Source organism: Thermoanaerobacterium sp. CMT5567-10, from assembly GCF_030534315.2.
In the GTDB taxonomy this organism is placed as follows: domain Bacteria; phylum Bacillota; class Thermoanaerobacteria; order Thermoanaerobacterales; family Thermoanaerobacteraceae; genus Thermoanaerobacterium.
On sequence record NZ_CP130558.2, the window covers coordinates 2,262,066 to 2,287,630 of the forward strand.

28 protein-coding genes are annotated in these 25,565 nt (G+C 35.4%); 18 read left to right on the forward strand and 10 right to left on the reverse strand.

From position 1 onward, the window contains the following. The first annotated feature begins 4 nt into the window (after positions 1-4). From Q2T46_RS11420 to Q2T46_RS11465, 10 genes are all read left to right on the forward strand, one after another. Positions 5-406: a cytidine deaminase gene (locus tag Q2T46_RS11420; protein WP_303265372.1), complete on the forward strand. Its 402-nt coding sequence runs from the start codon at positions 5-7 to the stop codon at positions 404-406. Positions 407-440: 34 nt separating this feature from the next. Further along, the gene (locus tag Q2T46_RS11425; RefSeq protein WP_303265371.1) at positions 441-1,610 is read left to right on the forward strand and encodes a phosphopentomutase; all 1,170 of its coding nucleotides are present in this window, start codon (positions 441-443) and stop codon (positions 1,608-1,610) included. 15 nt (positions 1,611-1,625) lie between these two features. Then, positions 1,626-2,921 carry a pyrimidine-nucleoside phosphorylase gene (locus Q2T46_RS11430; RefSeq protein ID WP_303265370.1) on the forward strand — a complete coding sequence of 432 codons (1,296 nt, stop codon included), beginning with the start codon at positions 1,626-1,628 and terminating at the stop codon, positions 2,919-2,921. A 113-nt stretch (positions 2,922-3,034) separates the two neighbouring features. Next, a complete protein-coding gene (locus Q2T46_RS11435; RefSeq protein ID WP_303265369.1) occupies positions 3,035-4,681 on the forward strand; it encodes a methyl-accepting chemotaxis protein in 1,647 nt (548 codons plus the stop codon). 74 nt (positions 4,682-4,755) lie between these two features. Then, positions 4,756-5,262, forward strand: a complete 507-nt coding sequence (locus tag Q2T46_RS11440) for a PRD domain-containing protein (protein ID WP_303265368.1) — start codon at positions 4,756-4,758, stop codon at positions 5,260-5,262. Between the two features lie 132 nt (positions 5,263-5,394). Beyond that, entirely contained in the window at positions 5,395-6,546 is a 1,152-nt protein-coding gene (gene nifV, locus Q2T46_RS11445; RefSeq protein ID WP_303265367.1) for a homocitrate synthase, read from the forward strand. 18 nt (positions 6,547-6,564) lie between these two features. Continuing rightward, positions 6,565-8,487, forward strand: coding sequence for an aconitate hydratase (locus Q2T46_RS11450; protein WP_303265366.1), 1,923 nt, complete (start codon positions 6,565-6,567; stop codon positions 8,485-8,487). A gap of 86 nt (positions 8,488-8,573) precedes the next feature. Continuing rightward, positions 8,574-9,164, forward strand: coding sequence for an HD domain-containing protein (locus Q2T46_RS11455; RefSeq protein WP_099252638.1), 591 nt, complete (start codon positions 8,574-8,576; stop codon positions 9,162-9,164). Positions 9,165-9,220: 56 nt separating this feature from the next. Continuing rightward, a complete protein-coding gene (gene tyrS, locus Q2T46_RS11460) occupies positions 9,221-10,438 on the forward strand; it encodes a tyrosine--tRNA ligase (RefSeq protein WP_099252637.1) in 1,218 nt (405 codons plus the stop codon). A 117-nt stretch (positions 10,439-10,555) separates the two neighbouring features. Then, positions 10,556-11,638 carry a CapA family protein gene (locus tag Q2T46_RS11465; protein ID WP_099252636.1) on the forward strand — a complete coding sequence of 361 codons (1,083 nt, stop codon included), beginning with the start codon at positions 10,556-10,558 and terminating at the stop codon, positions 11,636-11,638. Between the two features lie 78 nt (positions 11,639-11,716). Here the strand turns inward: Q2T46_RS11465 and panD are convergent, their stop codons facing one another. Genes panD through Q2T46_RS11485 form a run of 4 tightly spaced genes read right to left on the reverse strand, consistent with a single transcriptional unit; the run spans position 11,717 to position 14,580 of the window. Next, positions 11,717-12,070, reverse strand: coding sequence for an aspartate 1-decarboxylase (panD, locus tag Q2T46_RS11470; protein ID WP_099252635.1), 354 nt, complete (start codon positions 12,068-12,070; stop codon positions 11,717-11,719). Then, positions 12,070-12,921 (reverse strand): pantoate--beta-alanine ligase, encoded by an 852-nt coding sequence (panC, locus tag Q2T46_RS11475; protein WP_099252634.1) that lies wholly within the window; start codon positions 12,919-12,921, stop codon positions 12,070-12,072. The genes panD and panC overlap by 1 nt, the downstream gene beginning before the upstream one ends. Continuing rightward, entirely contained in the window at positions 12,918-13,742 is an 825-nt protein-coding gene (gene panB / locus Q2T46_RS11480; RefSeq protein ID WP_303265365.1) for a 3-methyl-2-oxobutanoate hydroxymethyltransferase, read from the reverse strand. The genes panC and panB overlap by 4 nt, the downstream gene beginning before the upstream one ends. Then, a complete protein-coding gene (locus Q2T46_RS11485) occupies positions 13,735-14,580 on the reverse strand; it encodes a Rossmann-like and DUF2520 domain-containing protein (RefSeq protein ID WP_303265364.1) in 846 nt (281 codons plus the stop codon). The genes panB and Q2T46_RS11485 overlap by 8 nt, the downstream gene beginning before the upstream one ends. A 350-nt stretch (positions 14,581-14,930) precedes the next feature. On the opposite strand from Q2T46_RS11485, the gene Q2T46_RS11490 reads away from it, so the two are divergent. Together Q2T46_RS11490 and Q2T46_RS11495 are read left to right on the forward strand one after the other, a co-directional pair. After that, a complete protein-coding gene (locus Q2T46_RS11490) occupies positions 14,931-15,359 on the forward strand; it encodes a type VII toxin-antitoxin system MntA family adenylyltransferase antitoxin (protein ID WP_245301122.1) in 429 nt (142 codons plus the stop codon). A gap of 5 nt (positions 15,360-15,364) precedes the next feature. Further along, complete coding sequence (locus Q2T46_RS11495) at positions 15,365-15,553, forward strand: DUF86 domain-containing protein (RefSeq protein WP_274893363.1); 189 nt, start codon at positions 15,365-15,367, stop codon at positions 15,551-15,553. Positions 15,554-15,578: 25 nt separating this feature from the next. On the opposite strand, the gene Q2T46_RS11500 is transcribed toward Q2T46_RS11495, so the two are convergent. The 3 genes from Q2T46_RS11500 to Q2T46_RS11510 form a co-directional block, all read right to left on the reverse strand. Continuing rightward, positions 15,579-16,568 (reverse strand): hypothetical protein, encoded by a 990-nt coding sequence (locus Q2T46_RS11500; RefSeq protein WP_303265363.1) that lies wholly within the window; start codon positions 16,566-16,568, stop codon positions 15,579-15,581. A 98-nt stretch (positions 16,569-16,666) separates the two neighbouring features. Further along, on the reverse strand, positions 16,667-17,773 hold the full coding sequence (locus tag Q2T46_RS11505; protein ID WP_303265362.1) for a M56 family metallopeptidase: 1,107 nt from the start codon (positions 17,771-17,773) through the stop codon (positions 16,667-16,669). A 9-nt stretch (positions 17,774-17,782) separates the two neighbouring features. Then, positions 17,783-18,133, reverse strand: a complete 351-nt coding sequence (locus tag Q2T46_RS11510) for a BlaI/MecI/CopY family transcriptional regulator (protein ID WP_303265361.1) — start codon at positions 18,131-18,133, stop codon at positions 17,783-17,785. 179 nt (positions 18,134-18,312) lie between these two features. Here Q2T46_RS11510 and Q2T46_RS11515 point away from each other — a divergent pair, with 179 nt between their 5' ends. After that, on the forward strand, positions 18,313-18,891 hold the full coding sequence (locus Q2T46_RS11515) for an HDIG domain-containing metalloprotein (RefSeq protein WP_303265360.1): 579 nt from the start codon (positions 18,313-18,315) through the stop codon (positions 18,889-18,891). Positions 18,892-18,986: 95 nt separating this feature from the next. Continuing rightward, on the forward strand, positions 18,987-20,156 hold the full coding sequence (locus Q2T46_RS11520; RefSeq protein ID WP_303265359.1) for a hypothetical protein: 1,170 nt from the start codon (positions 18,987-18,989) through the stop codon (positions 20,154-20,156). Positions 20,157-20,192: 36 nt separating this feature from the next. On the opposite strand, the gene Q2T46_RS11525 is transcribed toward Q2T46_RS11520, so the two are convergent. Together Q2T46_RS11525 and Q2T46_RS11530 are read right to left on the reverse strand one after the other, a co-directional pair. Then, positions 20,193-20,576, reverse strand: a complete 384-nt coding sequence (locus Q2T46_RS11525; protein WP_303265358.1) for a DUF4363 family protein — start codon at positions 20,574-20,576, stop codon at positions 20,193-20,195. A 5-nt stretch (positions 20,577-20,581) separates the two neighbouring features. Beyond that, positions 20,582-21,253, reverse strand: coding sequence for a DUF421 domain-containing protein (locus tag Q2T46_RS11530; RefSeq protein ID WP_094045446.1), 672 nt, complete (start codon positions 21,251-21,253; stop codon positions 20,582-20,584). A 202-nt stretch (positions 21,254-21,455) separates the two neighbouring features. Between Q2T46_RS11530 and Q2T46_RS11535 the strand changes: the two genes are divergently transcribed. The 3 genes from Q2T46_RS11535 (at position 21,456) to Q2T46_RS11545 (ending at position 23,616) form a co-directional block, all read left to right on the forward strand. Continuing rightward, positions 21,456-22,277: an HAD family hydrolase gene (locus Q2T46_RS11535; RefSeq protein ID WP_303265357.1), complete on the forward strand. Its 822-nt coding sequence runs from the start codon at positions 21,456-21,458 to the stop codon at positions 22,275-22,277. Between the two features lie 64 nt (positions 22,278-22,341). Continuing rightward, a complete protein-coding gene (locus Q2T46_RS11540) occupies positions 22,342-22,476 on the forward strand; it encodes a hypothetical protein (protein ID WP_303265356.1) in 135 nt (44 codons plus the stop codon). A gap of 129 nt (positions 22,477-22,605) precedes the next feature. Beyond that, positions 22,606-23,616 carry a LacI family DNA-binding transcriptional regulator gene (locus Q2T46_RS11545; RefSeq protein WP_303265355.1) on the forward strand — a complete coding sequence of 337 codons (1,011 nt, stop codon included), beginning with the start codon at positions 22,606-22,608 and terminating at the stop codon, positions 23,614-23,616. A 9-nt stretch (positions 23,617-23,625) separates the two neighbouring features. On the opposite strand, the gene nagA is transcribed toward Q2T46_RS11545, so the two are convergent. Then, positions 23,626-24,768: an N-acetylglucosamine-6-phosphate deacetylase gene (gene nagA, locus Q2T46_RS11550; RefSeq protein WP_303265354.1), complete on the reverse strand. Its 1,143-nt coding sequence runs from the start codon at positions 24,766-24,768 to the stop codon at positions 23,626-23,628. A 113-nt stretch (positions 24,769-24,881) separates the two neighbouring features. Between nagA and Q2T46_RS11555 the strand changes: the two genes are divergently transcribed. Continuing rightward, positions 24,882-25,559 (forward strand): response regulator transcription factor, encoded by a 678-nt coding sequence (locus Q2T46_RS11555; protein ID WP_303265353.1) that lies wholly within the window; start codon positions 24,882-24,884, stop codon positions 25,557-25,559. Positions 25,560-25,565: the final 6 nt, after the last annotated feature.

The following is a 25,565-nucleotide window of genomic DNA, read 5'->3' on the forward strand; positions in this document are numbered from 1 at the left end:
GTCCATGGATTATCAGAAATTATTGGAAATGGCAAAAGAGGCAAGGGAGAAGGCGTATGTGCCTTACTCCCATTTTAAAGTTGGTGCATGTGTCATTACAGATAATGGGAATACTTATAAAGGATGTAACATAGAAAATTCTTCATACGGACTTACGAATTGTGCGGAGAGAACAGCGTTATTTAATGCGTATTCCAATGGAGATAGAAAGATAAAAGCGATTGCTGTAGTAGCCGATACTGATGGACCTGTTTCACCGTGCGGTTCATGTAGACAGGTGATGTACGAATTAGGCGGTGAAGATTTGACAGTCATTTTAGGAAATATGAAAGGTGATTATGTGGTAAAAAAAGCTAAAGATCTGCTTCCATATGCATTTTCTTTATGCGATGAAAATAATGTTTAAATTTGTGAAACGTATTTTATATAGAGGTGATTAGATGATTAAGAGAGTTGTATTGATAGTGCTAGACAGCGTTGGTGCAGGTGAAGCTCCTGATGCATATAAATATGGTGATGATGGTTCAAATACGCTTGGACACATATGCGATGTGACAGGTGTTAAGCTTCCGAATTTAGGTAAATTAGGGCTGGGAAATATACTGCCGCTTAAAAGCGTGGAAGCTGATGATTCTGCTATAGGTGCATATGGGAAAATGCAAGAACATTCTGCTGGCAAGGATACGACGACTGGACATTGGGAAATAGCGGGACTTTGGATAGACAAAGCTTTTCCAACATTTCCTAATGGATTTCCGGATGAAGTAATAAAGCCTTTTGAAGAGAAAATAGGCAGAAAGGTGATAGGGAATAAACCTGCATCAGGAACGGAGATAATTGAAGAGCTTGGAGAAGAACATGTGAAAACAGGTTGTCCTATTGTCTATACGTCGGCAGACAGCGTATTTCAAATTGCTGCTCACGAAGATGTAATACCGCTTAACGAGCTTTATAGAATGTGTGAAATTGCTAGAGAAATATTAAATGGCGAGTTTGCTGTAGGTAGAGTCATAGCAAGACCATTCGTAGGAAAGCCCGGCAATTTTGTCAGGACAGAAAATAGAAGAGATTTTTCATTAAAGCCTTTAAGCCCAACGATACTGGATAATCTTAAGGAAGCTGGATACGAAGTATTTGCTGTAGGTAAGATAGAGGACATATTTGTGGGGTGTGGCATAACAGGAAAAGATCATTCTACAAATAATAAAGACGGTATAATTGCGACTTTAAAGGCTTTAGATAAAGTTAAAAATGGGCTTATATTTACAAATTTAGTAGACTTTGATATGCTTTATGGGCATAGAAACAATCCGCAAGGATATGCAGATGCATTAAAATATTTTGACAATCATCTTCCAGAAATACTGGCAAAGCTAGCTGATGATGATTTACTGATTATAACTGCGGATCATGGCAATGATCCTACTACAGCCAGCACAGATCATTCTAGAGAATATGTACCACTTATAGTATACAGTCCAAAATTTAAACATGGCACAAACTTGGGAGTGAGACAAACATTTTCTGATATTGCTGCTACTATTGCTGAAGTGTTCAACGTTAAAGGTACAGGTCATGGGACATCATTCCTTGATGAACTGCCATTTTAGTTAGGGGGGCTTAATATGAGAATGTATGATCTTATAATGAAGAAAAGAGATGGTGGTACTTTTACAAAAGACGAGATAGATTTTATTATATCATCATATACAAAAGATTATGTACCTGATTATCAGATGAGCGCTCTTTTGATGGCTATATACTTTAATGGCATGACAAACGAAGAAACTGCAAATCTAACAATGGCTATGGCACGTTCTGGAGATGTATTGGATTTATCTGAAATAAAAGGTATTAAGGTTGATAAACATTCCACTGGAGGTGTTGCAGATACCACCACGTTAGTATTAGCACCTCTTGTTGCAGCTTGTGGTGCGCCTGTTGCAAAGATGTCAGGAAGAGGTCTGGGACATACAGGTGGTACAATAGACAAACTTGAATCAATACCAGGCATGAGAGTAGAGCTAAGTGAAAGAGAATTCATAGACAATGTAAATAAGCACGGCATTGCTGTTGTAGGACAGTCAAGCAATTTGACACCTGCAGATAAGAAGCTGTATGCATTGAGAGATGTTACTGCAACAGTTGATTCAATACCGCTTATAGCAAGCTCGATAATGAGCAAAAAGATTGCATCTGGTGCCGACGGGATAGTTTTGGATGTAAAAGTTGGACGTGGTGCATTTATGAAAGATATTGAAAGCGCCAAAAAGCTTGCAAATCTCATGGTTGAAATAGGAAATTCTGTAGGACGGAAGACGGTTGCCCATGTGACAAACATGGATGAGCCGCTGGGGCTTGCAATTGGCAATTCATTGGAAGTAGTAGAAGCCATCGATGTATTAAAGGGAAATGGTTCAAAAGATCTTCTGGATGTTTGTATGGTCTTAGGTGCTGATATGCTTACAATCGCTGGGGTTGCAAAAGATACGGATGAAGCAAAAGAGATGTTGAAAGAGGCTTTGACAAGCGGTAAAGCACTGGATAAATTCAAAGAGTTCATTAGTGCGCAAGGTGGAGATGCCAGGATAGTAGATGACATATCACTGCTTCCTCAGGCTAAATATGTTAAATCATGGTGTGCTGATACAGATATATATATAAAAGATTTATATGCTTTAGATTTAGGACTTATTGCTATGAAATTAGGTGCTGGGAGATCTACAAAAGAAGACTCTATCGATTTATCAGTAGGTATAATGTTAGGCGGTAAAATCGGAGATATGGTAAGGAAGGGTGATCCTATAGCAACAATATATGCAAATGATAGAGATAAGCTAGAATGGGCTTTAAATGAAATAAAAAAGTTTATAATAATTACAGACGAATACGTCGAAAGGCCAGAATTGATATATATGTAAAAATTATATATGCAAAAATTCCTCTTGGAGGAATTTTTTTTTTGCAATCATTTAACATTTTCAAATAAGAGCCGATATAGTTAACAAAACGTTTTATCTATGGAGGGGTGTAAATGACAAAAACATTAAGGGGTGAACTTATAAGAGCTTTTGTAGCAATCGGTATTTTGCTTTTGGTATTATCTTTTACTGTTAATTTTGGGATGATAAACACAAAAAATAACATCAACAATTTAAAAAAGTTTGTCATCAACCAGGTACTTTACATTTCAAACTCACAGGTGCAGTTGGCGCAGTACAGCAGTGTTCTTCTGAACGATGTAAATAATTACACGACGGGACAGAATACTAAAAGTGCCTTAAAGACTGATTTAAATAACATCACACAAAATATAAATAGCATAGGTAATGCATTGGAAGACTTTAAAGGTACGAGCTTGTATAAGCAGTTAAAAGCTGATGTAGATGGCATAAATGATAGTATAAAAAATATTAGTACTGCAATAGACAGCTTAAATGACACATATAATCTTGATCAAGACAGCGATAAGACTTTGAAAATAAGCTATTATGCGACGCAGATTCAGAATAACATGACAGACTTCAGCAACAAGTATTCTCAAGGTTTTTTGCCTATGTTTAACGACATGATAGCTCAGAATGACAGAACATTTAAGATATCGGTAGTGATAAGTGCTATTTGCATTGTCGTAATCATAATATACTCGCTTATAACTGTTAGAAAACTGAGGAAACTTTCAAGGATTATAAATAGCGAAGTAAGCAAATCGATGGAGCACTCTGAAAAGGTTCTCGATTCCTCAATCGAATTGCGAAGAATGGCTGAGGAAAACACCGGAAATATCAAGATGTCAAGAGATGGCGTCGAACAGCTTACAGAAAGTATAAATACCATTGCGGAGAATGCAAACGAAGTTGCTTTGTCGATAACAAATGTTTCTGAGGCAAATGAAGAATTGTCTAGATCCTCTGAGAATTTATTGAATGATATGAATAAGGCTATAGATAAAATAAGAGAGATAGAAGACAATGTCAAGAATCAAGGAGATGTAGTAAGAAACCTTATTAATACTTTGAATCAAAGTCTTAAAAATTCAAAAGTTAATTCAAATGAGCTAAAAGAGCTGGATAAGAAGATGGGAGGAATAAAAGAAATACTGTCTGCTATATCTGAAATTGCGGATCAGACAAATCTTTTATCTCTCAATGCAGCTATTGAAGCGGCAAGAGCTGGCGAATATGGAAAAGGTTTTGCTGTTGTTGCCGATGAGATAAGAAAACTGGCTAAGCAGTCTACAGATAGTGTTGTAAAGATTGGTGAAATAATAGAAAATATAACAAGTTATACAGGAGTAACTATTGACAGCGTCATAAACGATATAGACAATTCTACAAAGGCGGCATCAGAAGTTAATAAAGTTCTTGATATATTCAATGATGTTAAGAAGGGCTTTGATGAGATTTCGATGGTTATAAACAATATATCAGATGTAACTACTGAAACTGCTGCTGGTTCTGATAAAACAGTTCAGGCGGTTAAAAGCGTAATGAGTGCATCACAAAATATATCTGCACAAGTTGAAGAGCTTTTGGCATCTTCTGAGCAATTGCTTGACTTAATAAACAAAGTTGATGAGAACAATACAAAGAATTTGGATTATGTAAATAATCAAGTAGCATTTACTGAGGAGCAAAAAGCTAACATGGAAAGCATAACAAATGCAGTTAAAAAATTATAAATGCTTTACATTTTTGTGTAAATTTGATATTATAAGATTAAGAAGGCGTGTAACTGCAATGCAGGCATTAGCCGGTGAGGTTTTATTACCTTACCGGCTTTTTAATTTTTAACCAAGAGATAAGTGCCCTTTATAAAGATGATTATAAAATAGCACTTAAAGCAATTGATATCATAAGTGATAGACTAAATATTAAGCTTCCTGAAGATGAAGCAGGTTTTATTGCGCTGCACCTTCATGCAGCATTTGAAAATTCTGGTGTGTCAGTTACCATGAAAAATACGCGACTTGTTTCAGAACTTATGAGAAATATAGAAGATATGATAGACAGGAAGATTGAGACGGATTCTATTGATTATATGAGGCTTATTACGCATTTGAAATTTGCAATTGATAGAATAGAGAGAGGTATGCCAATATCAAATGAACTTCTTTTACAAATTAAGAGAAAATTTAAAAAAGCATATAAAATAGCGACAAATGTTGCACAAGTCATAGGAAATTCTTTAGATAGGGATGTACCAGAAGATGAAATAGGCTATCTTGCCATACACATTCAAAGATTAATAAATAATCGATAAAAACCAGATTAGCATATGTAATCTGGTTTTTGCAATTTTATATATAAAAAATTGCAAAAACTATTGACTTTATTTTTTTATACGAATAAAATATATACATAAGTTTTTTTGTTTTATGAAGGGGGAAGTTCGATGAAATTCAAAAAAGAGGATGGGAAATTGTACCTAGTAGATACAACGCTGAGAGATGGAGAACAAACTGCAGGTGTCGTTTTTGCTAATAGTGAAAAAATTAGGATTGCGAAAATGCTTGATGAAATAGGTGTAAATCAACTGGAAGTCGGAATTCCAACGATGGGTGGCGACGAGAAAGAAACAATTGCTAAAATTGCAAAACTTGGACTGAATGCCAGCATAATGGCATGGAACAGAGCAGTTATAGATGACGTAAAAGAATCATTAGAATGCGGTGTTGATGCCGTTGCGATTTCAATATCAACATCAGATATACACATAGAGCACAAACTTAGGACTTCAAGGCAGTGGGTTTTGGATCACATGACCAGTGCTGTCCAATTTGCTAAAAAAGAAGGCGTCTATGTATCTGTAAATGCAGAAGATGCATCAAGGACAGATATAGATTTTCTCATAGAATTTGCAAAATGTGCAAAAGAGGCCGGTGCAGATAGACTAAGATTTTGCGATACTGTAGGCATATTGGATCCATTTACGACATACGACATAATAAAAAGGATAAAAGAATCTATCGATATAGATATTGAAATGCACACCCACAACGATTTTGGGATGGCGACGGCAAATGCTCTTGCTGGTTTTAAAGCCGGGGCTGATTTTATAGGTGTTACGGTAAATGGACTTGGAGAAAGAGCCGGAAATGCAGCATTAGAGGAAGTTGTAATGGCTCTAAAGCATGTGTATAAGTATGATATCGGAATAGATACGAAGAAATTTAGAGAATTATCTGAGTACGTATCTACCGCTTCAGGTAGACCGCTTCCATCGTGGAAAGCAATTGTGGGTACCAATGTTTTTGCACATGAATCTGGAATTCACGTTGATGGTGCATTGAAAGATCCGCATACTTACGAGATTTTTGATCCAGATGAAGTAGGTCTTGAGAGACAGATAGTGATAGGTAAACATTCAGGTACGGCTGCACTTATAAATAAATTTAAAGAATACGGCAGGACATTGCCTGAAAATGAAGCAAAAGATCTCTTACCATATGTGAGAAGTTTGTCAATTCAGCTTAAGAGGCCGCTTTTTGATAAAGAATTGATATATCTGTATGAAGAGCATATATCTAAGATAAAGGCAATTTAGCGTAAAGGGGGATGGCAAGTGAATTTAACGCAGAAAATATTGAAAAAACATTTAGTAGATGGTGAACTTATAAAAGGTCATGAAATAGCTATTAAAATAGATCAGACGCTGACACAGGACTCTACAGGCACAATGGCTTATTTGGAGCTGGAAGCTTTAGGAGTTGACAAAGTCAAGACAGAGCTTTCTGTCGCATACGTTGACCACAATATGCTGCAGGAAGGCTTTGAGAATGCAGATGATCATAAGTACATTCAGACTGTTGCTGCAAAACACGGAATATACTTTTCAAGGCCTGGAAATGGCATATGTCATCAAGTCCACCTTGAAAGGTTTGGTAAACCAGGCAAAACTCTTTTAGGTTCTGACAGCCATACACCGACAGGCGGCGGTATAGGTATGTTGGCAATAGGTGCAGGTGGATTAGATGTAGCGCTGGCTATGGCAGGTGAGCCTTATAGATTAATAATGCCAGAGGTCATAAACGTCAGATTGACAGGAAAGCTAAAACCGTGGGTATCTTCTAAAGATATTATACTTGAGCTTTTAAGAAGGCTTACTGTAAAAGGTGGAGTGGGCAAGATATTTGAGTATTCTGGAGATGGTGTTGCAACGCTATCTGTACCTGAAAGGGCTACAATCACAAATATGGGAGCAGAGCTAGGAGCAACTACATCTATCTTTCCATCTGACTTCAGGACGTATGAATTTTTAAAAGCCCAAAAGAGAGAAGATGACTTTGAAGCATTGTTGCCAGATGATGATGCGGTATACGATGGTGTGATAGAAATTAATCTTGACGAATTAGAGCCGATGGTTGCTCTGCCTCACAGTCCTGACAATGTCATAAAGGCAAAAGACGCGGGTAAGTTAAAAGTTGATCAGGTAGCCATTGGTTCTTGCACAAATTCATCGTACATGGATATGATGAAGGTTGCAGCGATATTGAAGGGTGGTCTTATAGCTGAGGGGGTTAGTTTAGTTATATCTCCTGGCTCAAGGCAGGTTCTCAACATGCTTGCAAAGAATGGTGCTTTATCAGATATGATATCAGCCGGCGCAAGGATACTAGAGACAGCTTGTGGTCCATGCATAGGTATGGGGCAGGCACCGGCTACAAATGCTATTTCTTTAAGAACATTTAATAGGAATTTTTACGGTAGATGTGGTACAAAGTCAGCAAAAGTATATTTAGTAAGCCCAGAAGTAGCTGCGGCATCGGCATTGGCTGGATACCTTATAGATCCTCGTGAGCTAGGTGATGAAATAAATGTTGAGATGCCAAGTGAGTTTTTAGTAAATGATAATATGATTATAAAGCCACCAGTCAACGCAGATGAATTTGAGGTGGTAAGAGGTCCAAATATAAAGCCTTTTCCATTGAATACGCATCTATCTGACATCGAAAAGGTTGTTTTGATAAAAGTAGGTGATGACATAACGACAGACCATATTATGCCGTCAAATGCGAAACTTTTGCCATTGAGATCAAATATACCTGAGCTTTCGAAGCATTGTTTTGAGACGATAGATCCTGACTTTTCAAAGAGAGCTTTAGAAAATGGCGGCGGTATTATAATTGGAGGAAACAACTACGGTCAAGGTTCCAGCAGAGAACATGCAGCATTAGCACCGCTTCAACTAGGTGTCAAAGCTGTAATAGCAAAGTCGTTTGCGAGGATACACAAGGCAAACCTTATAAACAGCGGCATTCTCCCGCTTACATTTGTAAATGATGAAGATTATGATAAAATCGACCAAGGCGATGTGCTAAAGATTGAAGATGCTGTAAATCAAGTTATGTCAAAAGGCAAGATTGTTGTAGATAATGTGACAAAAGGATATAAATTTGAAGTGGATCTGGATGTCACCGACAGAAATCGTGAAATCTTGATAGAAGGCGGACTCATAAATTACGTTAAGAAAAAAGATAAAGTTTGATGAAAAAAAGCATGCTTAGGCATGCTTTTTTTCATCAAATCTTTGGTATATAATAAACATATATGCATGAAAAGGGGTTAATGTTGATGGATAATGAAAGGCTTAAAAAACAAATAGACTTTTTAAAGGAAATCGATAAGATAAAGCAAATTTTTAGGCAGACTCTTCTTATCGATGGCACGCGGCACGAAAATGATGCTGAACATTCGTGGCACCTTGCAATGATGGTGATGGTTCTTTCAGAATACGCAAAGGAGAAAGTCGATGTTAGCCATGTGATTAAGATGGTTCTTGTACACGATATAGTGGAGATTGATGCTGGTGATACATTTGTATATGATGAAAAAGGATATGAAGACAAGTCAGAGAGGGAAAAGAAAGCGGCAGAGAGGATATTTAATATTTTGCCGAAAGACCAGGCAGATGAGATAAGAGCTTTATGGGATGAATTTGAGGAGCGCAAAACGCCTGATGCGAAGTTTGCATCTGCCCTTGATAGAATGCAGCCAATAATACATAATTATTATACGAAGGGACATTCATGGAGAGAGCACGGCGTTAAAAGTCATCAAGTGCTTGAGAGAAATAAAATTGTAAGTGAAATTGCACCGGAATTATGGAAGTTTATCAATGATATATTGGAAGACTCTATAAATAAGGGATATATTGAAAGATAGCTTTTACTTGCATAAAATCTTTGATAAAATATAAAGAAAAACAGGAGGTCAATTTGATGTCGGTTTTTGATGTATTGAAAGAGAGAAATTTTATACAGCAGATGACGCATGAAGATGAGATAAAGGAGTTGCTTGAGAAAGAGAAGGTGACTTTTTACATAGGATTTGACCCAACAGCAGATAGTCTGCATGTTGGACATTTTTTGCAGCTAATGGTAATGGCTCATATGCAAAGAGCAGGACACAGGCCTATTGCACTCATTGGCGGTGGAACTGCCATGGTAGGAGATCCAACCGGCAAGACAGATATGAGGAAAATGCTTACAAAAGAGGAGATATCACACAATGCCGAGGCTTTTAAGAAACAAATGAGCCGCTTTATAGATTTTTCTGATGGCAAAGCGATACTGGCCAATAATGCAGACTGGCTTTTGAATCTTAATTATGTAGAATTTTTGAGAGATATAGGGGTACATTTTTCTGTAAATAAGATGCTTACAGCGGAATGCTTCAAGACGAGACTTGAAAGGGGTCTGTCATTCTTAGAGTTTAATTACATGCTTATGCAGGCGTACGATTTTCTGATGCTTAATAAGAAGTACGGCTGCGTACTTCAGATGGGCGGCGATGATCAATGGTCCAACATATTAGCAGGTGTCGATCTAGTAAGAAGAAAAGAAGGAAAACAGGTGTACGGCATGACATTTACACTTCTTACTACCAGCGAGGGAAAGAAGATGGGCAAGACTGAAAAAGGGGCAGTATGGCTTGATGCCGAAAAGACGCCTCCATATGATTTTTATCAATACTGGCGAAATGTAGATGATTCGGATGTTGAAAAGTGCCTTTCACTATTGACATTTTTGCCGATGGATGAGGTAAGAAGGCTTGGTTCTTTAAAAGATAAGGAGATAAACGAAGCTAAAAAAGTTCTAGCGTACGAAGTTACAAAACTTGTACACGGTGAGGATGAAGCTAGAAAAGCCCAAAAAGCGGCAGAAGCCTTGTTTGAAGGCAGTGGAGATTTAAGCAATGTACCAACATCGACAATTACAAGCAGTATGTTAGGATCAAATTTGTTGGACGTACTTGTAAAGACTGGCATAATTCCTTCAAAAAGTGAAGGAAGAAGGCTGATTACTCAAGGCGGTCTTTATGTAAATGATGAGAATGTAAAAGATATAAATGCTGTAGTGACGGAAGATATGTTTAAACAAGGCTACATGCTTGTTAGAAAAGGGAAAAAATCATATAACAAAATAGTCATTCAGTAAGTACATGGGCGTACATAAGTGTACGCTCATATTTTTATAAATTTAATATTTTATTAATTATTACTGATTTGTAAAATATTATATAATGGGAATGAGGGATTAAAGGGGAGTGCATTGATGAAAAAATTCATAGTTTCTTTGTTAATAATGATTATCGCCTTTGCAATATCGTATGAGATAACAATAGGAGAACAGGGAAATGCGGCCAAAGAAGCTTCTAAATTAAAAGGTAGTAAGTCCTTTTACAGTTCCTCTTTACTTAACAATGAAAAGGATAAAAATAGCAGTGTAGAGATAACCATAAGTGCTGCAGGTGACACCACATTGGGATCTGACGAAAGCTTTGGCGATGAGTATACATTTGACTCTGAATTTAAAAACCATAATGGAGATTACGGATATTTTACTCAAAATGTGAAAGACATCTTTAAAAAGGATGACCTTACAATAGTCAATCTGGAAGGAACATTTACAAATGCAGTAAAAGAAGCTGACAAAGAGTACAAATTCAAAGGTAATCCACTGTATGTGAATATTTTGAAAGATGGCGGAATCGATGCTGTAAATCTGGCCAATAACCACTCTTTTGATTATGGAAGGCAAGGATTTGATGATACTGTGTATACACTTAAAAAAGCGGGATTAGGTTACTTTGGGTATGGATATAAATACATTAAAGATATAAAGGGAATAAAAGTGGGTATCCTTGGATATACGGGATGGAGTTTCCCTAATGACTTAAAAAAGCAAATAAAGGCGGATATATATGATATGAAAAAACAAGTCAGCTTAGTGGTTGTATGTTTTCACTGGGGCGATGAAGGTAAGTACTATCCTAATAAGACTCAGATTGCAATAGGACATTATGCAGTGGATGAAGGTGCAGATCTTGTTTTGGGAACACATCCACATGTCATTGAAGGCATAGAAAAATACAATGGCAAGTACATAGTCTATTCTTTAGGCAATTTCATCTTTGGCGGCAATAGAAATCCTTCAGACAAGGATGCATTTATTTTTCAACAGACTTTTACATTTGATGAAACGAAAAAATTAATTGGGTCATCCAACATGAGCTTGATACCCATATCCATATCGTCTGTAAAAGAGAGAAATGATTTTACACCTATAATACTTGAAGGCAGCGAAAAAGAAAGGGTATTAGAAAAGATCATGGATCTATCAAACGGGATTAAATAAAATAAGAGAGCAATGTAGTGAAATTACACTGCTCTTTTAAAAGCATATATTTTGAAAAAATCTATCAAAAGCGAACGATCAGTCTTTTAAAGGCTTATTTTTTTCATCAACAAATACGACTTTTGGCTTATAAGTTTTAGCTTCTTCATCATCCATCATTGCATATGAAATTATGATTACAATATCACCAGGGACGCACAATCTTGCCGCAGCACCATTTAAACATACAGTGCCTGAATTCTCCTCTCCTTCTATGACGTATGTTTCAAAGCGTGCACCGTTGTTGTTATTTACGATCTGCACTTTTTCGCCTGGCAGAATGTCGGCAAGGTCCATTAACCTTTTATCAATAGTTATAGAGCCAATGTAGTTTAGGTTTGCATCTGTAACAGTTGCTCTGTGAATCTTTGACTTCATCATGAATCTTTGCATTATTCATCAACACCCCATAGTAAATTGTCAATCAATCTTGTATTTCCTATATAACATGCAATTGCAATCAATGCTTTGTCGTTTATTGCCGTTAAATCTTCAAGTGTATTTGGATGAACGCATGATACATATTGAACTTTACACAGTGGCTCACTTTCTAAAATATTTCTTACCGTATTTATGACTTTTTCTGGGCTTCTTTCACCTCCTATAAGAATCTTTTCAGCTTCCTTTAGCGATTTATTTAAAATAAGTGCAGCACGCCTTTCCTCATCACTTAAGTAAGTATTTCTTGAACTTAAGGCTAATCCATCTTCATCCCTTACAATAGGTGATGCAATTATTTTAACAGGAATGTTTAAGTCTTCTACCATTTTCTTAATTACAGCTACTTGCTGTGCGTCTTTTTGACCAAAGACTGCTATGTCTGGAGTAAATATATTAAAAAGCTTTGCAACTACAGTGCATACGCCGTCAAAGTGTCCCGGCCTGTATGCGCCACAAAGTTTATCTGTGATTTTACTTACACTTATTGTCGTAAGCCTTTCATTTGGATACATTTCTTCTACTGATGGTATGAAAACAAGATCGCAACCTTGATTTTCCAACAGTTTAATATCCCTTTCAATATCTCTTGGGTATTTGTTGTAGTCTTCATTTGGGCCGAACTGGATTGGATTTACAAATATGCTGGCACATACGAAGTCCGAATTTTCTTTAGCTTTTTTTATAAGGGAAAGATGACCATCATGAAGGTAACCCATGGTCGGCACAAGCCCGATTTTCTTGTTAAGCTTTTTTTGCGATTTTATGATTCCCCTTACATCTTGTATCTTTTCAACGACTATCATTTTTCATCACTCTTTCTATTAGTAAATGAGTATTCCTCAGTTGGGAAGGATTGGTTTTGGACATCGGATATATAGCTTCCTACGGCATCTTTTATTATTTGGTTGATGTTTGCGTACTGCTTTACGAATTTTGGCTTATGGCCCTGAGTAAGCCCCAGCATATCGTGAAGTACAAGTATCTGACCATCGCAGTATGGCCCTGCTCCGATGCCTATTGTAGGTATTGACAGAGATTCAGTGATTTCTTTCGCCAGATCCATCGGTACACATTCTAAGACAAGAGCGCAGATACCGGCATCTTCTAATGATTTTGCATCGCTTTTTAACTTTGATGCTGTTTTATCATCCTTGCCTTGAACCTTGTATCCACCTAATTTGTTTACAGATTGAGGTGTGAGGCCTATGTGACCTACTACTGGAATGCCAGCATTTACGATCGCCTTTACTGTTTCAGCTATTTCGACGCCGCCTTCCAGCTTTACGGCTTGTGCGCCTCCTTCAGCCAAAAGGCGGGCAGCATTTTTAAGCGCATCTTCTTTAGATATGTTGTATGTCATAAATGGCATGTCAGCCACAATAAAAGCATTTTTCGCTGCTTTTGCGACAGCTTTTGTGTGGTGTACCATGTCATCCATTGTGACAGGTATGGTGCTTTCATATCCTAATACTGCCATGCCGAGAGAATCGCCTACAAGTATAAAATGAATACCGGTTTCGTCCAATATCTTTGCTGTCGGATAATCATAGGCAGTCAATGCAGTTATCTTTATGCCATCTTTTTTAAATTTCTTTAGAGTAGAAACAGTAACTTTATCATTCATTAAATATCTCCTCCAATTCAGTCATTTTTGCATTACCTGGATTTTTGAAAAATTTTATTGTGGCATTTCCCATAGCTTTGTATAGCTTTAAAATTTCGTCATCGCTTATGTTTTCCACATGTTTTTTGACCGTTTCTATATCGCATCTGGCAATGGGACCTGACAATGATGCACTACATCCTTTTTCACTTATGTTCTTCAAAGTTCCATTTATAAGCGGCAAAAGTAAATCTGGATGCTTGTCAAAAGGAAATCCAGAAGCTTTTAAAAGTTCATCGGCAGCTTTTATAAGTGTAACAAGGTAATTTGAAGCCATGACACATGCTGCGTGATAAAGGGGTTTATTAATACCGTCTATCACTATTGGCTTTGCCCCTATTTCCTTTACGATGTTTATTCCGGCATTTACAGCAATGTCATCTCCTTCAATTGTAAAGTAACTTTCGGGAAGCAGAGAAACTGCAGCTTCTATTGACGGACATGTTTGAACAGGATGCATGATCATCGTGTGTCCATATTCTTTAAGAGGCTTTAGTACATCAATAGATATTGAGCCGCTTAAGAGCACAAAGATTTTATTGTTTATAATAGATTTGTACTTTATGATTTCTTCCACGATGGATTTTATACAGTCGTCTTTTGTGCTTATTATGATTGCATCCGATGCGTTTATAATGTCTTCGTATTTTGAAAAAGCAGCAGAATTTGTAAGTGAAGATGCATTCAATGATGAATTTACACTTCGACTTAGATATCCAGAGACTTTTATTGAAGAATGTGATAATAAGATACCCAGCCCTGTGCCTATTTTTCCTGCACCTATGAAACCTACTTTCATTTAAACAACACTCCCTTCAAATGTGGGAGATAACAAAAAAACCTTCCGCACGGAAGGCATAATACACCATTTTATCTCCCGTCCCGGTCATATGATCCTGGCGAGGTATAAACTTTTAAAATTTTAGCCTTATGTATGGTTCCACTATGGATACCATCATAATAAAAATAGCACTTTGATTCAATAAAGTCAAGAAAATTTGCTTGTCTTAAGACTTGCATGGTAAAATTTCATCTAATATAGCAACGAATTTATTGATTGTATACAAGGAAAATGGTAAGATTTAATTGTAAAAGATGGATTTAAAATTTAGAATATTACAATTATACTATCATCAGGGAAGTGTTAGTTTGAATAAAATAGATGAAAAATTACTTTTTGACAATAATGATGAGATTGAGGCAATAGCAAAAAAATTCAATTTAAAGCTTTTAATTTTGTTTGGCTCTTATGCAAAAGGCTTAAATCATGAAAACAGCGATATAGATCTGGCCTTTGAAAGCTATGAGGTATTATCATACGATGAAGAGATGAAATTGCTTTTAAATTTATCTTTATATTTTAGAACCGAAAAAGTGGATCTTGTCAATATTAAAAAGGCCGATCCATTGCTTTTGTATCAGATTGCAAAATATGGGAAGCCTCTTTACGGCTCATCAGAGAATTTTGTGGAATTTAAGTGTTATGCATCTTTCAGGTATGCCGATACTCAGTTTTTAAGAGAGCAAAGGAGACAGTATCTGAGAAAAGAAATAGATAAATTGTTGAGGGGTGAATAAAATGGGTGATACGTGAAGCTGGAGTTTTGGATGTAGATTTTGCAGTTAAGATTGCTCCAGCTTCTGGTTTAAGAAATAGACTAGTACACCAGTATGAAAAAATTGATGATAAAATTGTGTACAACAGTGTCAAGATGGCAATAGAGGATTTTAGCAAATATGTGGATATAATAAGCAGGTACATAGGCGTATGAGAAGCCATGCTGATAATTGTTAGTTTCATTCTTTAACTCTTAAAGTAAATCTTTGACTTGCTTCTATGTTGAAAGATAAAAGGTTTTTTCCGTCAAATTTATTGAAAGGACTACATACGCTATAGCTAATAATCTCATACAATCCTGGTTTATCGGGAGCAGTCAATTCCATTTCCCCTATTCCTGTACTGCCTTTTGGAAGTTCCAGTAATAAATAAGGTTTATTATTTATTAAGGCTTGCTTGTATCCAATGGTTGTCAATAATAAAACTTGACTGTTTTCCTTCGCAGGAGGGGAAGAGACGTTATAGATTAATTTAAACTTTTGATTTGGTTTTACTGTGAAAACAACTGGAGGATTAGGCAAGATTTTCGTTTTAAGTATGCTATAATCATAGTCTTGGTTTAACGTATAATTATAACTGGATTTAATAAGATTTTTTGGTACTTCGAATTCTTTTGTGTTGTCAAAATTAATATTTTCCGAACTAAAAATAATATCTTGAATTGTTGCACTTCCATACCAGTCTATGGTTTGATTTAAGTCAGATGAGTGTAAATCCGGGGCAATACAAAAAGTTATAAGCAATTTGTGAGATCCAGACTTAGTCAAATTTTGAGGAAGATATAATGGCAGTTCAATTTCATAGCCATCATCTAAATTAAAAATATATTTTTGGTCAAATTTTCCATTTGAATTTATTTTAAATTTTATTTGTTCATAATCATAATAGACATTCATTATAAACTTTCTGTCTTTTCCATTATTGTTAAACATAACGGTAATTGGCTTGGTTAAATCAGAAATATATAATGTATGATTTGCTTTATAGCTATTAGGATCGTTTTCTATTCCTGTATTAAAACTATTTTCATTATAAACATTTATTCCTATACTGTTGGGAAAATTTTTGTATTTTGAATTATCCCATTTATGAATATTTTTATTGAAACTGCTACAACCAGATAAAATAATAATTACGATAAAAAATAGAACTGTTAATCTTTTTTTCATCAAATTTATCATCCTCGTTTCTATATTAAATATAACAATTTTTTAAAAAAGATGTGGAAGAAAGTTACCACATCTTATTATGGAGAAAAATTATTTGTTTATTGTGATGGGGCAGAAATTGATGTTTCTCCTTCTACAAGAAAAGGCATGTCAGTGTGGGATTGAGGTGTTACTTCCACTCCACCACTGGGTACAAAGATTGATGTTTCTCCTGCCACAGAAATGACTTCATCTGTGGCATATGCCATACCTGTGCCGATTATTGCTATTATCAATGTTATTAAGATTGCAGATATGGCTACCCATCTTTTCTTTTGCTTGTAAGGTGAGTTTTGTTCGCCCAAAATCTTATTTAACCTCCTTTCCAGCTGTTTCTGCTTATCACTGAATGCGGAAAACAGCTTGACATTTTGATTTGCCACATTCCAGAGCACATTTAGTATTAACTCACAATATCGCCTCCTTTCATAGCTGTCCATTGATTTTACAACACTTTCGTCACATGAGAGTTCACAATGATTTTCAATGTCATGCCTTGCAATATATGCCAAAGGGTTAAACCAATGGAGTAAATTAATGAGTAAAAATAAAATCTTTAGACATGGATCATGGCGCTTCCAGTGGGTAAGTTCATGAAGATAAATATGTTTCAATTCTTCTTTGGTAAATTCAATGTCAGGCAAAACGATGCGAGGCTGAAAGATGCCATACAGAAAGGGTGTAGTCATGCAGGAAGAGATGTATATTTTTATGTCTTTTGTTATTAACATTTCTTGCTTACATTTTGAAAGTACATTTAAAGTCTTAGTATCATTGGTCAAACGGCACATGCTTGAAATATGTTTGTATTGGCTATAATTCTGAACAATAGTTATAATTGTTGCTACTATTGTTCCTGCCATCAATATATATGGGATATAATCAAGGTAAAGCGATAATGCGTGTATTTCATGTCTTGATGCAACGATACCATTGGCAGCAGAATTTATAAACCAAGATAAGTATTGTGAAAAGCTCAAATTAAGCCATGATATCAACCTGTGATATGGTATTAGGAAAAACATGTACATAAATATGTAACTGTAATAATGCCAGGCTGAAGTAAGATATTTAAAAGTAAATAGACTTATAATTTTTAAAATCAAATATAGTCCTCCAGCCACAACTGACATTATAAGCAGTTGATTATATATAATCCTAATCATAAGTAACACCTACTTTTTAAAACGCTTCATTAGGCTTTCTATGTCTTCCATTGTTATATCGCCATTATCACATAATGAGGATATAAAACCTAATATAGAACTTTTATGGACATCTTTTATAAATTGCTTTATTTCAAAATTACGGTATTCCTCTTCAGTAATACAAGGCTCATACTGATTAGCTTTGCCCACTCTAGTCGCTTTGAGAATTTTTTTTCTTATTAAGCGAGTTAAAAAAGTGATCACTGTATTCTGTTTCCATTCTGCTGCTTCAGGCAGATTTTTAATTATTTCAGAAGTTGTTACAGGATGCCCAGCAGTCCAAATATACTCCATTATCTTTTTTTCAGAATCTGACATTCTTTGCATCTTCTCGAAATACTCCTTTCGAATCTACATGATGTAGTTTAATTTTATTCTACATCGTGTAGATTAATTTGTCAATATGTTTTTTATATATTCATATAATTTTGATAACAGCTCTCCTTATGGTATAATTTTATTTAAAAATAATATTAAACGAAAGAGGGTATTGCATTATGGAGAATGGTGTTATAAATAGAGAAGAAGCGTATGCGTTATTAAAGGAGTACAACAAAAGCGAAAGCCTTATCACACATGCATTGGCTGTTGAAGCAGTTATGAGGCATTTTGCTGAGCTTTTTGGCGAGGACCAAGAAAAATGGGGAATCATAGGACTTTTGCATGACCTTGACTATGAGATGTATCCAAATGAGCACTGTAAAAAGGTAAGAGAAATATTGGAGGAACGTGGATGGCCTGAAGAGTACATTCATGCAATAGAAAGCCATGGGTGGAAGCTGTGTACAGATGTAGAACCCGTACATAAAATGGAAAAGGTTTTGTACACAATTGATGAGCTGACTGGACTTATTACAGCTACAGCGCTTATGCGCCCCAGCAAAAGCATACTTGATTTAGAGGTTAAATCTGTAAAGAAAAAGTGGAAGCAGAAAAGTTTTGCAGCAGGAGTAAATAGAGATGTTATATCAGAAGGTGCAGAGTTATTGGGTATGGATTTAGATAAAGTGATAGAAGAAACTATCATAGGCATGAGAAATGTGGCAGATGAGATAGGTTTAAAAGGCAATCTATGATTCAAAAATTTAGAAAATTTTTATTGATTAAAATATGGTAAAGTGGTAAAATATAGTTGATTAAAACTTAACAAAATAGTCAAGGAGGAGTACTATTGAAAAAGTTTATTACTATCTTTTTAGTAGTTATGTTGGTTGCAGCCATACCAGTATTTGGCTTAGCAGCACAGACATCGTCATCATACATGACAAGACAAGAGTTTGTAAGTGATCTTGTAAAAGGATATGGAATTGATTTATCTGGACAAGATATTTCACAGTACGTGAAAAACAATCATATATTAGAAGGTGATGGAAAAGGAAGCTTGATGCTTTCAGACCCAATCACTTACGGGCAAATGGCTACTATATTAAGCAGATTTTATGGGCTGTCCATGATAGATGCACATCAAATAGAAGGACCTGAATATGTCTATGCGTTAGAAGATGGCTTGATTCCTCAAGATGCTCCGCTGAATGAAAAAGTCACGGAGGATGAAGGACAGCAGATATTGTCAAAGATATTTGACAATTATAGCAAAGTCAAAGATTTGATAGATGGTACTAAGAATACAACGGTTAAAAGTGGTAGCTTAAATGGCAATATGAAAGTTAATGTTGGTTTTAACAATGATGTAGCATTGCCATTTGACACAGTTTCCACACAAGTATATGCCGACTATAATTTAGAACAGGGAATCCATGAAGTAATAAGCATGAGTATCCAAAATGCCGGATCGATGACAGTTGAAGAGTACATGATGGGTGATAAGGTTTATGTAAAATCACCTGATGGTGAGTGGAGTTATATGAGTGTTCCTGGCATGTCTAACATCATGAATTTGGAAAAATTACAGCAACAAAATAATCTTTTTAGTAAAGATGTTCTTTATAGGTATGCAGGAACAACCTATTTAAACGGCAAAGCAGTAGATGTGGTATATGCATACACTAAAATTACGGACATGTCAAAAGTGGATGATTTGATAAATACCCTTGGGCTTGGAAATATTTTGAATGGCATGACGTACAGCGATTTAGTTGATGGAGTTTATGGAAAATACGTCTACTACATAGATACTAATACAAATACGGTATTTAAGCTTGATATGCTTTTTAAAATAGCTTATAAGCAAGGAGCAAAAGTTGGAGGAGTCGAGATGCCATTGAAATGGGAAATGGTAAGCGGCTCAATGGTTTATTCAAATGTTAACGGAAATGTCAATGTAGTGCTACCTGACGATGCGAAAAATGCCAAGGAATTGACGGTTCCAACACAAAATTAAGTATATTCTTCAAAAACCCGGTTTAATGCCGGGTTTTTATAGTATGTTTTCAAGGGTAAGTTTTTCATTTGATGGTATATGATTGTACAATTCTTTTAGAGTTTTTAGTTCTGCAAGACTTAAATCTTTATTCTTGGAGTCAATGAAGCTTTTAAGCTTTGAAAGACTCATGTCTATGTCATCAATTTCCCTGTGCTCAATTAAAATTGCCCATTTGCTGCTTACTTTGCCCCATGTTTTTTCTAAATCATTGACATATGTTTCTGCACTTTTCCAGTTGCCATTTTTTATATCTTTCTCTATAACATGTAGTTTTTCCTCCATGCTATTTGATGAAGTGTATAGGTATTTATATGAAGCTATGTCTACGAAGATTATCAATATAATTATCATTACAATCAATGGAACTACATATTTCATCTATGTCACTCCTTTTTATATACTGTCAATACTTTATTTGGATCAAGCGATGCCAGTATTACATTCTCTATGTTATTTACGTTCCACATCTTTAATTGATCGTTGAGCCATTTCATATCTACATTAGCAATTTTCATGTTTTGATGTATAATATTTCCATCGATTATGATGGGCAGCGGAAGACCTTCGTATTGAGGCTTTATATTCAAATCATTTGGCGTTACAGGTCTTTTGTCTACTTTGGGTATTACGCTTAAACAGCCATTTGTCTCTAAAATTGCGTATTCAACATCAGCAATATTTGGATAGCCCATAACTCGCAGTTCTTCCAAGAGGTCATTGATGTTGTACCTTTCTTTTTGAAGCTCCTTTGTCAAAATTTTACCTTTATCTATTAAAACCGTAGGTTTACCACAAATCATTTCCCGACCACGAAGGCTTTTCATTGAAATATACGACAAAAAAAGCTGTGATATAAGCAGAGTGAAAATAGGTATGATACCAGTCAAAAGCGGTATGCCTTTGTTTTGCATCGGTACGGCAACTAGATCTGCTATCATTATTGCTACCACTAATTCGTATGGCTGAAGCTGCCCAATTTGCTGCTTTCCCATTATTCTCATGACAACTACTACCAAGAAATAAAGGATTAGCGTGCGAAAAAATATTATAAGCATAATCCCATCCTTTCTTTTAATGTGTCATAAATATATTTTGAGAGTAATATCGTAAAATATACATTGTAGAAAAGTTCGTTAAATAAAAAATTAAAATGTAAAATTTTCAGTGTTAACGTTTTATGTTAAATTATGATATAGTATGTAAATTTACAAACTGTTATAATATAGTATAGAAAAATAAATATAGGGGTTGAAATATATGTGTAAATTATTTGTAACAGATGCTGATGGTAGCCTTTTAGATAGCAATAATAAAATATCTGAAGCAAATATTAATGCTATAAACGAGTTAAGATCAAAGGGAATCATTTACACAATTGCCACAGGTAGGATGTTTTCATCAATATTACCATATGCTTTGGAGCTTAAAGTGAATGCACCTGTCATATGCTTCAATGGAGCACTTATAAAAGATGCCTATACTAAAAAAGTTTACTATTATAATCCAATACAGTCTGAGGATGCTATTAAGGTCATCAATATATTAAAGGATAGTGGCTATCAGGTAAATCTCTATATTGATGACAGGTTAGTTGTAGAAGAGATTAACGAAAAAGTAGAATGGTATTTGTCTTTTAATAGGGTTGAAGTAGATGCTGTTGGTGATCTTGCTGAATACATCAGAAAAACGGGCAAAGGCACTGCAAAAATATATGCTATAGGCGACATAAAAAATCCTGCCCCTGTAGAACCTGAGGTTTATGATGAGTTATCAAAAATAGTTTTGGTATCCACATCAGGAGGCGGTCATCTGGAAATAAATGCAAAAGGAGTTAGCAAAGGCAATGCATTAAAGACGCTGGCAAATATGTACAATATAAAAAGAGATCTTGTTGCAGCTGTTGGTGACAATCTAAATGATTTATCTATGATAGAATATGCTGGATTTGGCATTGCGATGGCAAATGCACCGGAACTTGTCAAAATAAAGGCAGATTTTGTTACTAAGTCAAATAATGATAATGGTGTTGCTGTTGCGATAAACAAAATTTTTGCAAGGCAACAAAGTTTGGCGGTGTAGAATATCAGAAAACCACCTTGTGCATATAATATATTAAGTTTTATAGTGCCGGAGGTGGTTTTTTGTGGAGCAGTTGATTGTAAAACTTAGCATTCTTGTAGTTTTGGTTGTAGGCATTATATACATGGCCATGTCGTTTATTCCCTTACTTGTTTTAAAAGATTCTAAGAAAGATGAAGATGGAGATGAAGATAAATGATCTTCGTCTTTTTTTGTTGATTTATGAAAAACAATGTAAATTTTTTGCGAAAATCTATTGACAAATTTACATTAAAAAAGTAAAATATCCATAAGGTATGAGAAAACGATAACTTAGAGGTGGTTAATAGTGAATGCTACAATTAAAGATGTAGCTAGAGAAGCAAAAGTCTCTATAGCTACAGTATCCAGAGTTTTAAATAATAGTGCTGTTGTTACTGATGAGACAAAACAGAGAGTATTGGATGCTATAAAAAAGACAGGCTATAAACCGAATGCTCTCGCTAGAAGTTTAAAGATACAGAAGACTCACACAATAGGGCTTATTGTGCCTGACATATCAAGTCCTTTCTATCCTGAAGTCGTACGTGGGATTGAGGACATTGCTAGTATGTATTCCTACAATATATTTTTATGCAATACAGACCAAAAAGAAGACAAAGAGATGAATTATATAGAGATTTTAAGCGAAAAACAGGTTGATGGTATCATATATATGGGGGATATTATTAGAGATTCAGTAAAGCAGCAGCTTCATGATGTAGGGATACCGATAGTTTTAGCTGGTACAGAGGATGCAGAATTTGAGTTTCCTAATGTCAATATAGACAATAAAAAAGCTTCGTACGATGCTGTAAAATATTTAATTTCTTTAGGACACAAAAAAATAGGTATGATATCAGGCCCTTCTGATGATCCTATTGGAGGCGTTCAGAGGACAAGTGGATACAAAGAAGCTCTATCTGAAGCAAAGATTAGATTTAAATCTTCTCTTGTAGTAGAGGGTAACTTCAAAGCAAGGCAAGCATACCTTGCGATGCTAAAACTTTTGGAGAACAATGTTGATGCAGTTTTTGCTGCTTCAGATGAAATGGCTGCTGCCGCAATAAATGCTATATTTGATTCAGGTTTCAGCGTTCCAGAAGATATTCATGTTATTGGCTTTGACAACACATATCTATCTTATATGTTTAGGCCTACGATAACTACAATTCAAAGGCCAGCATACGATATAGGTGCTGTTAGCATGAGGCTTATGACGAAACTTCTTGCGAAAGAACCAATAGATGACATGCATGTTATTTTGCCTCATCAGCTTATTGTTAGGGAATCTACAGGATATGGTGAAGAAAAAAAATAGCCACTTAGGCTATTTTTTTTCATAAACTATTTTCCCGCCAACGATGGTCTTTTTAATGTCTATATCGTCATCAAAAATTACTATATCCGCATCATATCCTTCTTTTATAAGACCTTTCCTGTCATGTACTCCTATGACTTTTGCACTGTTATATGATGCGAGTGCAACTGATTCGTAAAGTGACAAGTCGGTGTTTGCCAAAATATTTTTTACAGCTTTATCTAATGTAAGAGTGCTTCCTGCAAGAACACCGCTTTTTAATCTGGCAGCTCCGTCTTTCACATATACATCCTGACCACCTAATTGATATACTCCATCGCTTAGATTTGCAGCCATCATTGCATCTGTTATGAGATTTGTGTTTTCCTTGCCTTTTAGCTTTAAAACTGTCCTTATGGCTGGGGAGACAGAGTGTATGCCATCTGCGATTAATTCGGTGCTTATATCAAGATCGAAGATCGCTCCTAAAGTTCCTACTTCGCGATGATGGAAGCCTCTCATTGCGTTAAAGACGTGTGTCGCATGAGTTATGCCTGCTTTAAACCCGGCAGCTACTTCATCATAAGTGGAATCGGTATGTCCAACTGACACAATTATGCCTTTTTCTTTTAAAAATTTTATAAGATTTAGCGAACCTTCTATTTCTGGTGCGATTGTAACAAGTTTTACAATATCCAAGTAGTCCCCACAAAGTTCAAGGAAATTATCTATTGTAGGTTTAAGTATGAATTTTTCATCCTGTGCGCCTTTTTGCTTCGGGTTTATAAAAGGCCCTTCCATGTGGATGCCTAAAATTTCGGCGCCTTCAACATGATTTTTATTTTCATATACATTTTTAATGGCATTTTTTATTTTGTTTTTATCTTCTGTCATTGTAGTAGGTAAAAATGACGTAGTACCGCGCTTTGCAATAGACTTTGAGATGGCATTTATTGCATCAAAAGTTCCATCCATCGTATCATAGCCTGCAGATCCATGTATATGTATGTCTATGAATCCAGGTGATACGTAATTGCCATCGGCATTAATGACATTGTCGCCAGAAAGTCCTTTTCCTATTGCGGCAATTTTGTTATCTTCAATTAATAAGTCTTTGTCATCTACGATATTGTTGTCAAGTAGCAATCTTCCATTAATAATTAATATGCTCATATTATCACCTCAATTAAATTGTAGGCTTATTTAATCATAAAATCAATTAACTTTATACATATATACTATTTTTGCATAGAATATGATATACTAAAAAAAGGAGGTATTTAGCTATGGAAAACATTTTAATTATTGATGATGAAGAGATGCTTGTCAAAGGTTTGAGGTTGTCTCTTATTCAAGAAGGTTATTATGTTGATTATGCGTATGACGGAGAAGAAGGATTGGAAAAAATCAAAAGCGGTAATTTTGACTTAGTAATACTTGATTTAATGCTGCCTAAGATAGATGGTCTTACTCTCTGCAAGGAAGTAAGGTCATTTTCAAATATACCTATAATAATGCTTACTGCCAAAGGCGAAGATGTAGATAAAATTGTAGGAATAGAGATGGGGGCTGATGATTATCTGGCAAAACCGTTTAACACCAGAGAGCTCATAGCCAGAATCAGAGTTTTGTTCAGAAGAACAACATCACCTTTTGTTAAAAAACATGATATCATAAAGATAGGCGATATAACCATCAATGTTCCTGATAAAATAGTGCAGAAAAATGGCAAGGACATTGATCTTACTAATAAAGAATTTGATTTATTAGTTTTACTGGCTTCAAATCCCGGAAAGTTGTTTTCGAAAGACAAATTGATGGATCTTATATGGGGATTTGACTTTTATGGCGATACAAATACGGTAAATGTTCATATAAGAAAGCTTAGAGAGAAAATAGAGGATGATCCAGCAAATCCAAAACATATTTTTACAAAGTGGGGTTCAGGCTACTACATGAAATAGGGTGAT

Excerpts from the sequence above, each read along its gene's own strand:
- panC (WP_099252634.1), bottom strand. The coding sequence starts at position 12,921 with ATGATAGTCGTTGAAAAGATACAAGATGTAAGGGGAATCATAAAATCG.
- panD (WP_099252635.1), bottom strand. The coding sequence starts at position 12,070 with ATGCAAAGATTCATGATGAAGTCAAAGATTCACAGAGCAACTGTTACA.
- Q2T46_RS11430 (WP_303265370.1), top strand. The coding sequence starts at position 1,626 with ATGAGAATGTATGATCTTATAATGAAGAAAAGAGATGGTGGTACTTTT.
- Q2T46_RS11510 (WP_303265361.1), bottom strand. The coding sequence starts at position 18,133 with ATGTCAGATTCTGAAAAAAAGATAATGGAGTATATTTGGACTGCTGGG.
- Q2T46_RS11535 (WP_303265357.1), top strand. The coding sequence starts at position 21,456 with ATGTGTAAATTATTTGTAACAGATGCTGATGGTAGCCTTTTAGATAGC.
- Q2T46_RS11500 (WP_303265363.1), bottom strand. The coding sequence starts at position 16,568 with ATGAAAAAAAGATTAACAGTTCTATTTTTTATCGTAATTATTATTTTA.
- Q2T46_RS11465 (WP_099252636.1), top strand. The coding sequence starts at position 10,556 with ATGAAAAAATTCATAGTTTCTTTGTTAATAATGATTATCGCCTTTGCA.
- Q2T46_RS11525 (WP_303265358.1), bottom strand. The coding sequence starts at position 20,576 with ATGAAATATGTAGTTCCATTGATTGTAATGATAATTATATTGATAATC.
- nifV (WP_303265367.1), top strand. The coding sequence starts at position 5,395 with ATGAAATTCAAAAAAGAGGATGGGAAATTGTACCTAGTAGATACAACG.
- Q2T46_RS11555 (WP_303265353.1), top strand. The coding sequence starts at position 24,882 with ATGGAAAACATTTTAATTATTGATGATGAAGAGATGCTTGTCAAAGGT.
- Q2T46_RS11505 (WP_303265362.1), bottom strand. The coding sequence starts at position 17,773 with ATGATTAGGATTATATATAATCAACTGCTTATAATGTCAGTTGTGGCT.
- Q2T46_RS11485 (WP_303265364.1), bottom strand. The coding sequence starts at position 14,580 with ATGAAAGTAGGTTTCATAGGTGCAGGAAAAATAGGCACAGGGCTGGGT.
- Q2T46_RS11435 (WP_303265369.1), top strand. The coding sequence starts at position 3,035 with ATGACAAAAACATTAAGGGGTGAACTTATAAGAGCTTTTGTAGCAATC.
- panB (WP_303265365.1), bottom strand. The coding sequence starts at position 13,742 with ATGAATGATAAAGTTACTGTTTCTACTCTAAAGAAATTTAAAAAAGAT.
- Q2T46_RS11425 (WP_303265371.1), top strand. The coding sequence starts at position 441 with ATGATTAAGAGAGTTGTATTGATAGTGCTAGACAGCGTTGGTGCAGGT.
- tyrS (WP_099252637.1), top strand. The coding sequence starts at position 9,221 with ATGTCGGTTTTTGATGTATTGAAAGAGAGAAATTTTATACAGCAGATG.
- nagA (WP_303265354.1), bottom strand. The coding sequence starts at position 24,768 with ATGAGCATATTAATTATTAATGGAAGATTGCTACTTGACAACAATATC.
- Q2T46_RS11420 (WP_303265372.1), top strand. The coding sequence starts at position 5 with ATGGATTATCAGAAATTATTGGAAATGGCAAAAGAGGCAAGGGAGAAG.
- Q2T46_RS11515 (WP_303265360.1), top strand. The coding sequence starts at position 18,313 with ATGGAGAATGGTGTTATAAATAGAGAAGAAGCGTATGCGTTATTAAAG.
- Q2T46_RS11455 (WP_099252638.1), top strand. The coding sequence starts at position 8,574 with ATGGATAATGAAAGGCTTAAAAAACAAATAGACTTTTTAAAGGAAATC.
- Q2T46_RS11530 (WP_094045446.1), bottom strand. The coding sequence starts at position 21,253 with ATGCTTATAATATTTTTTCGCACGCTAATCCTTTATTTCTTGGTAGTA.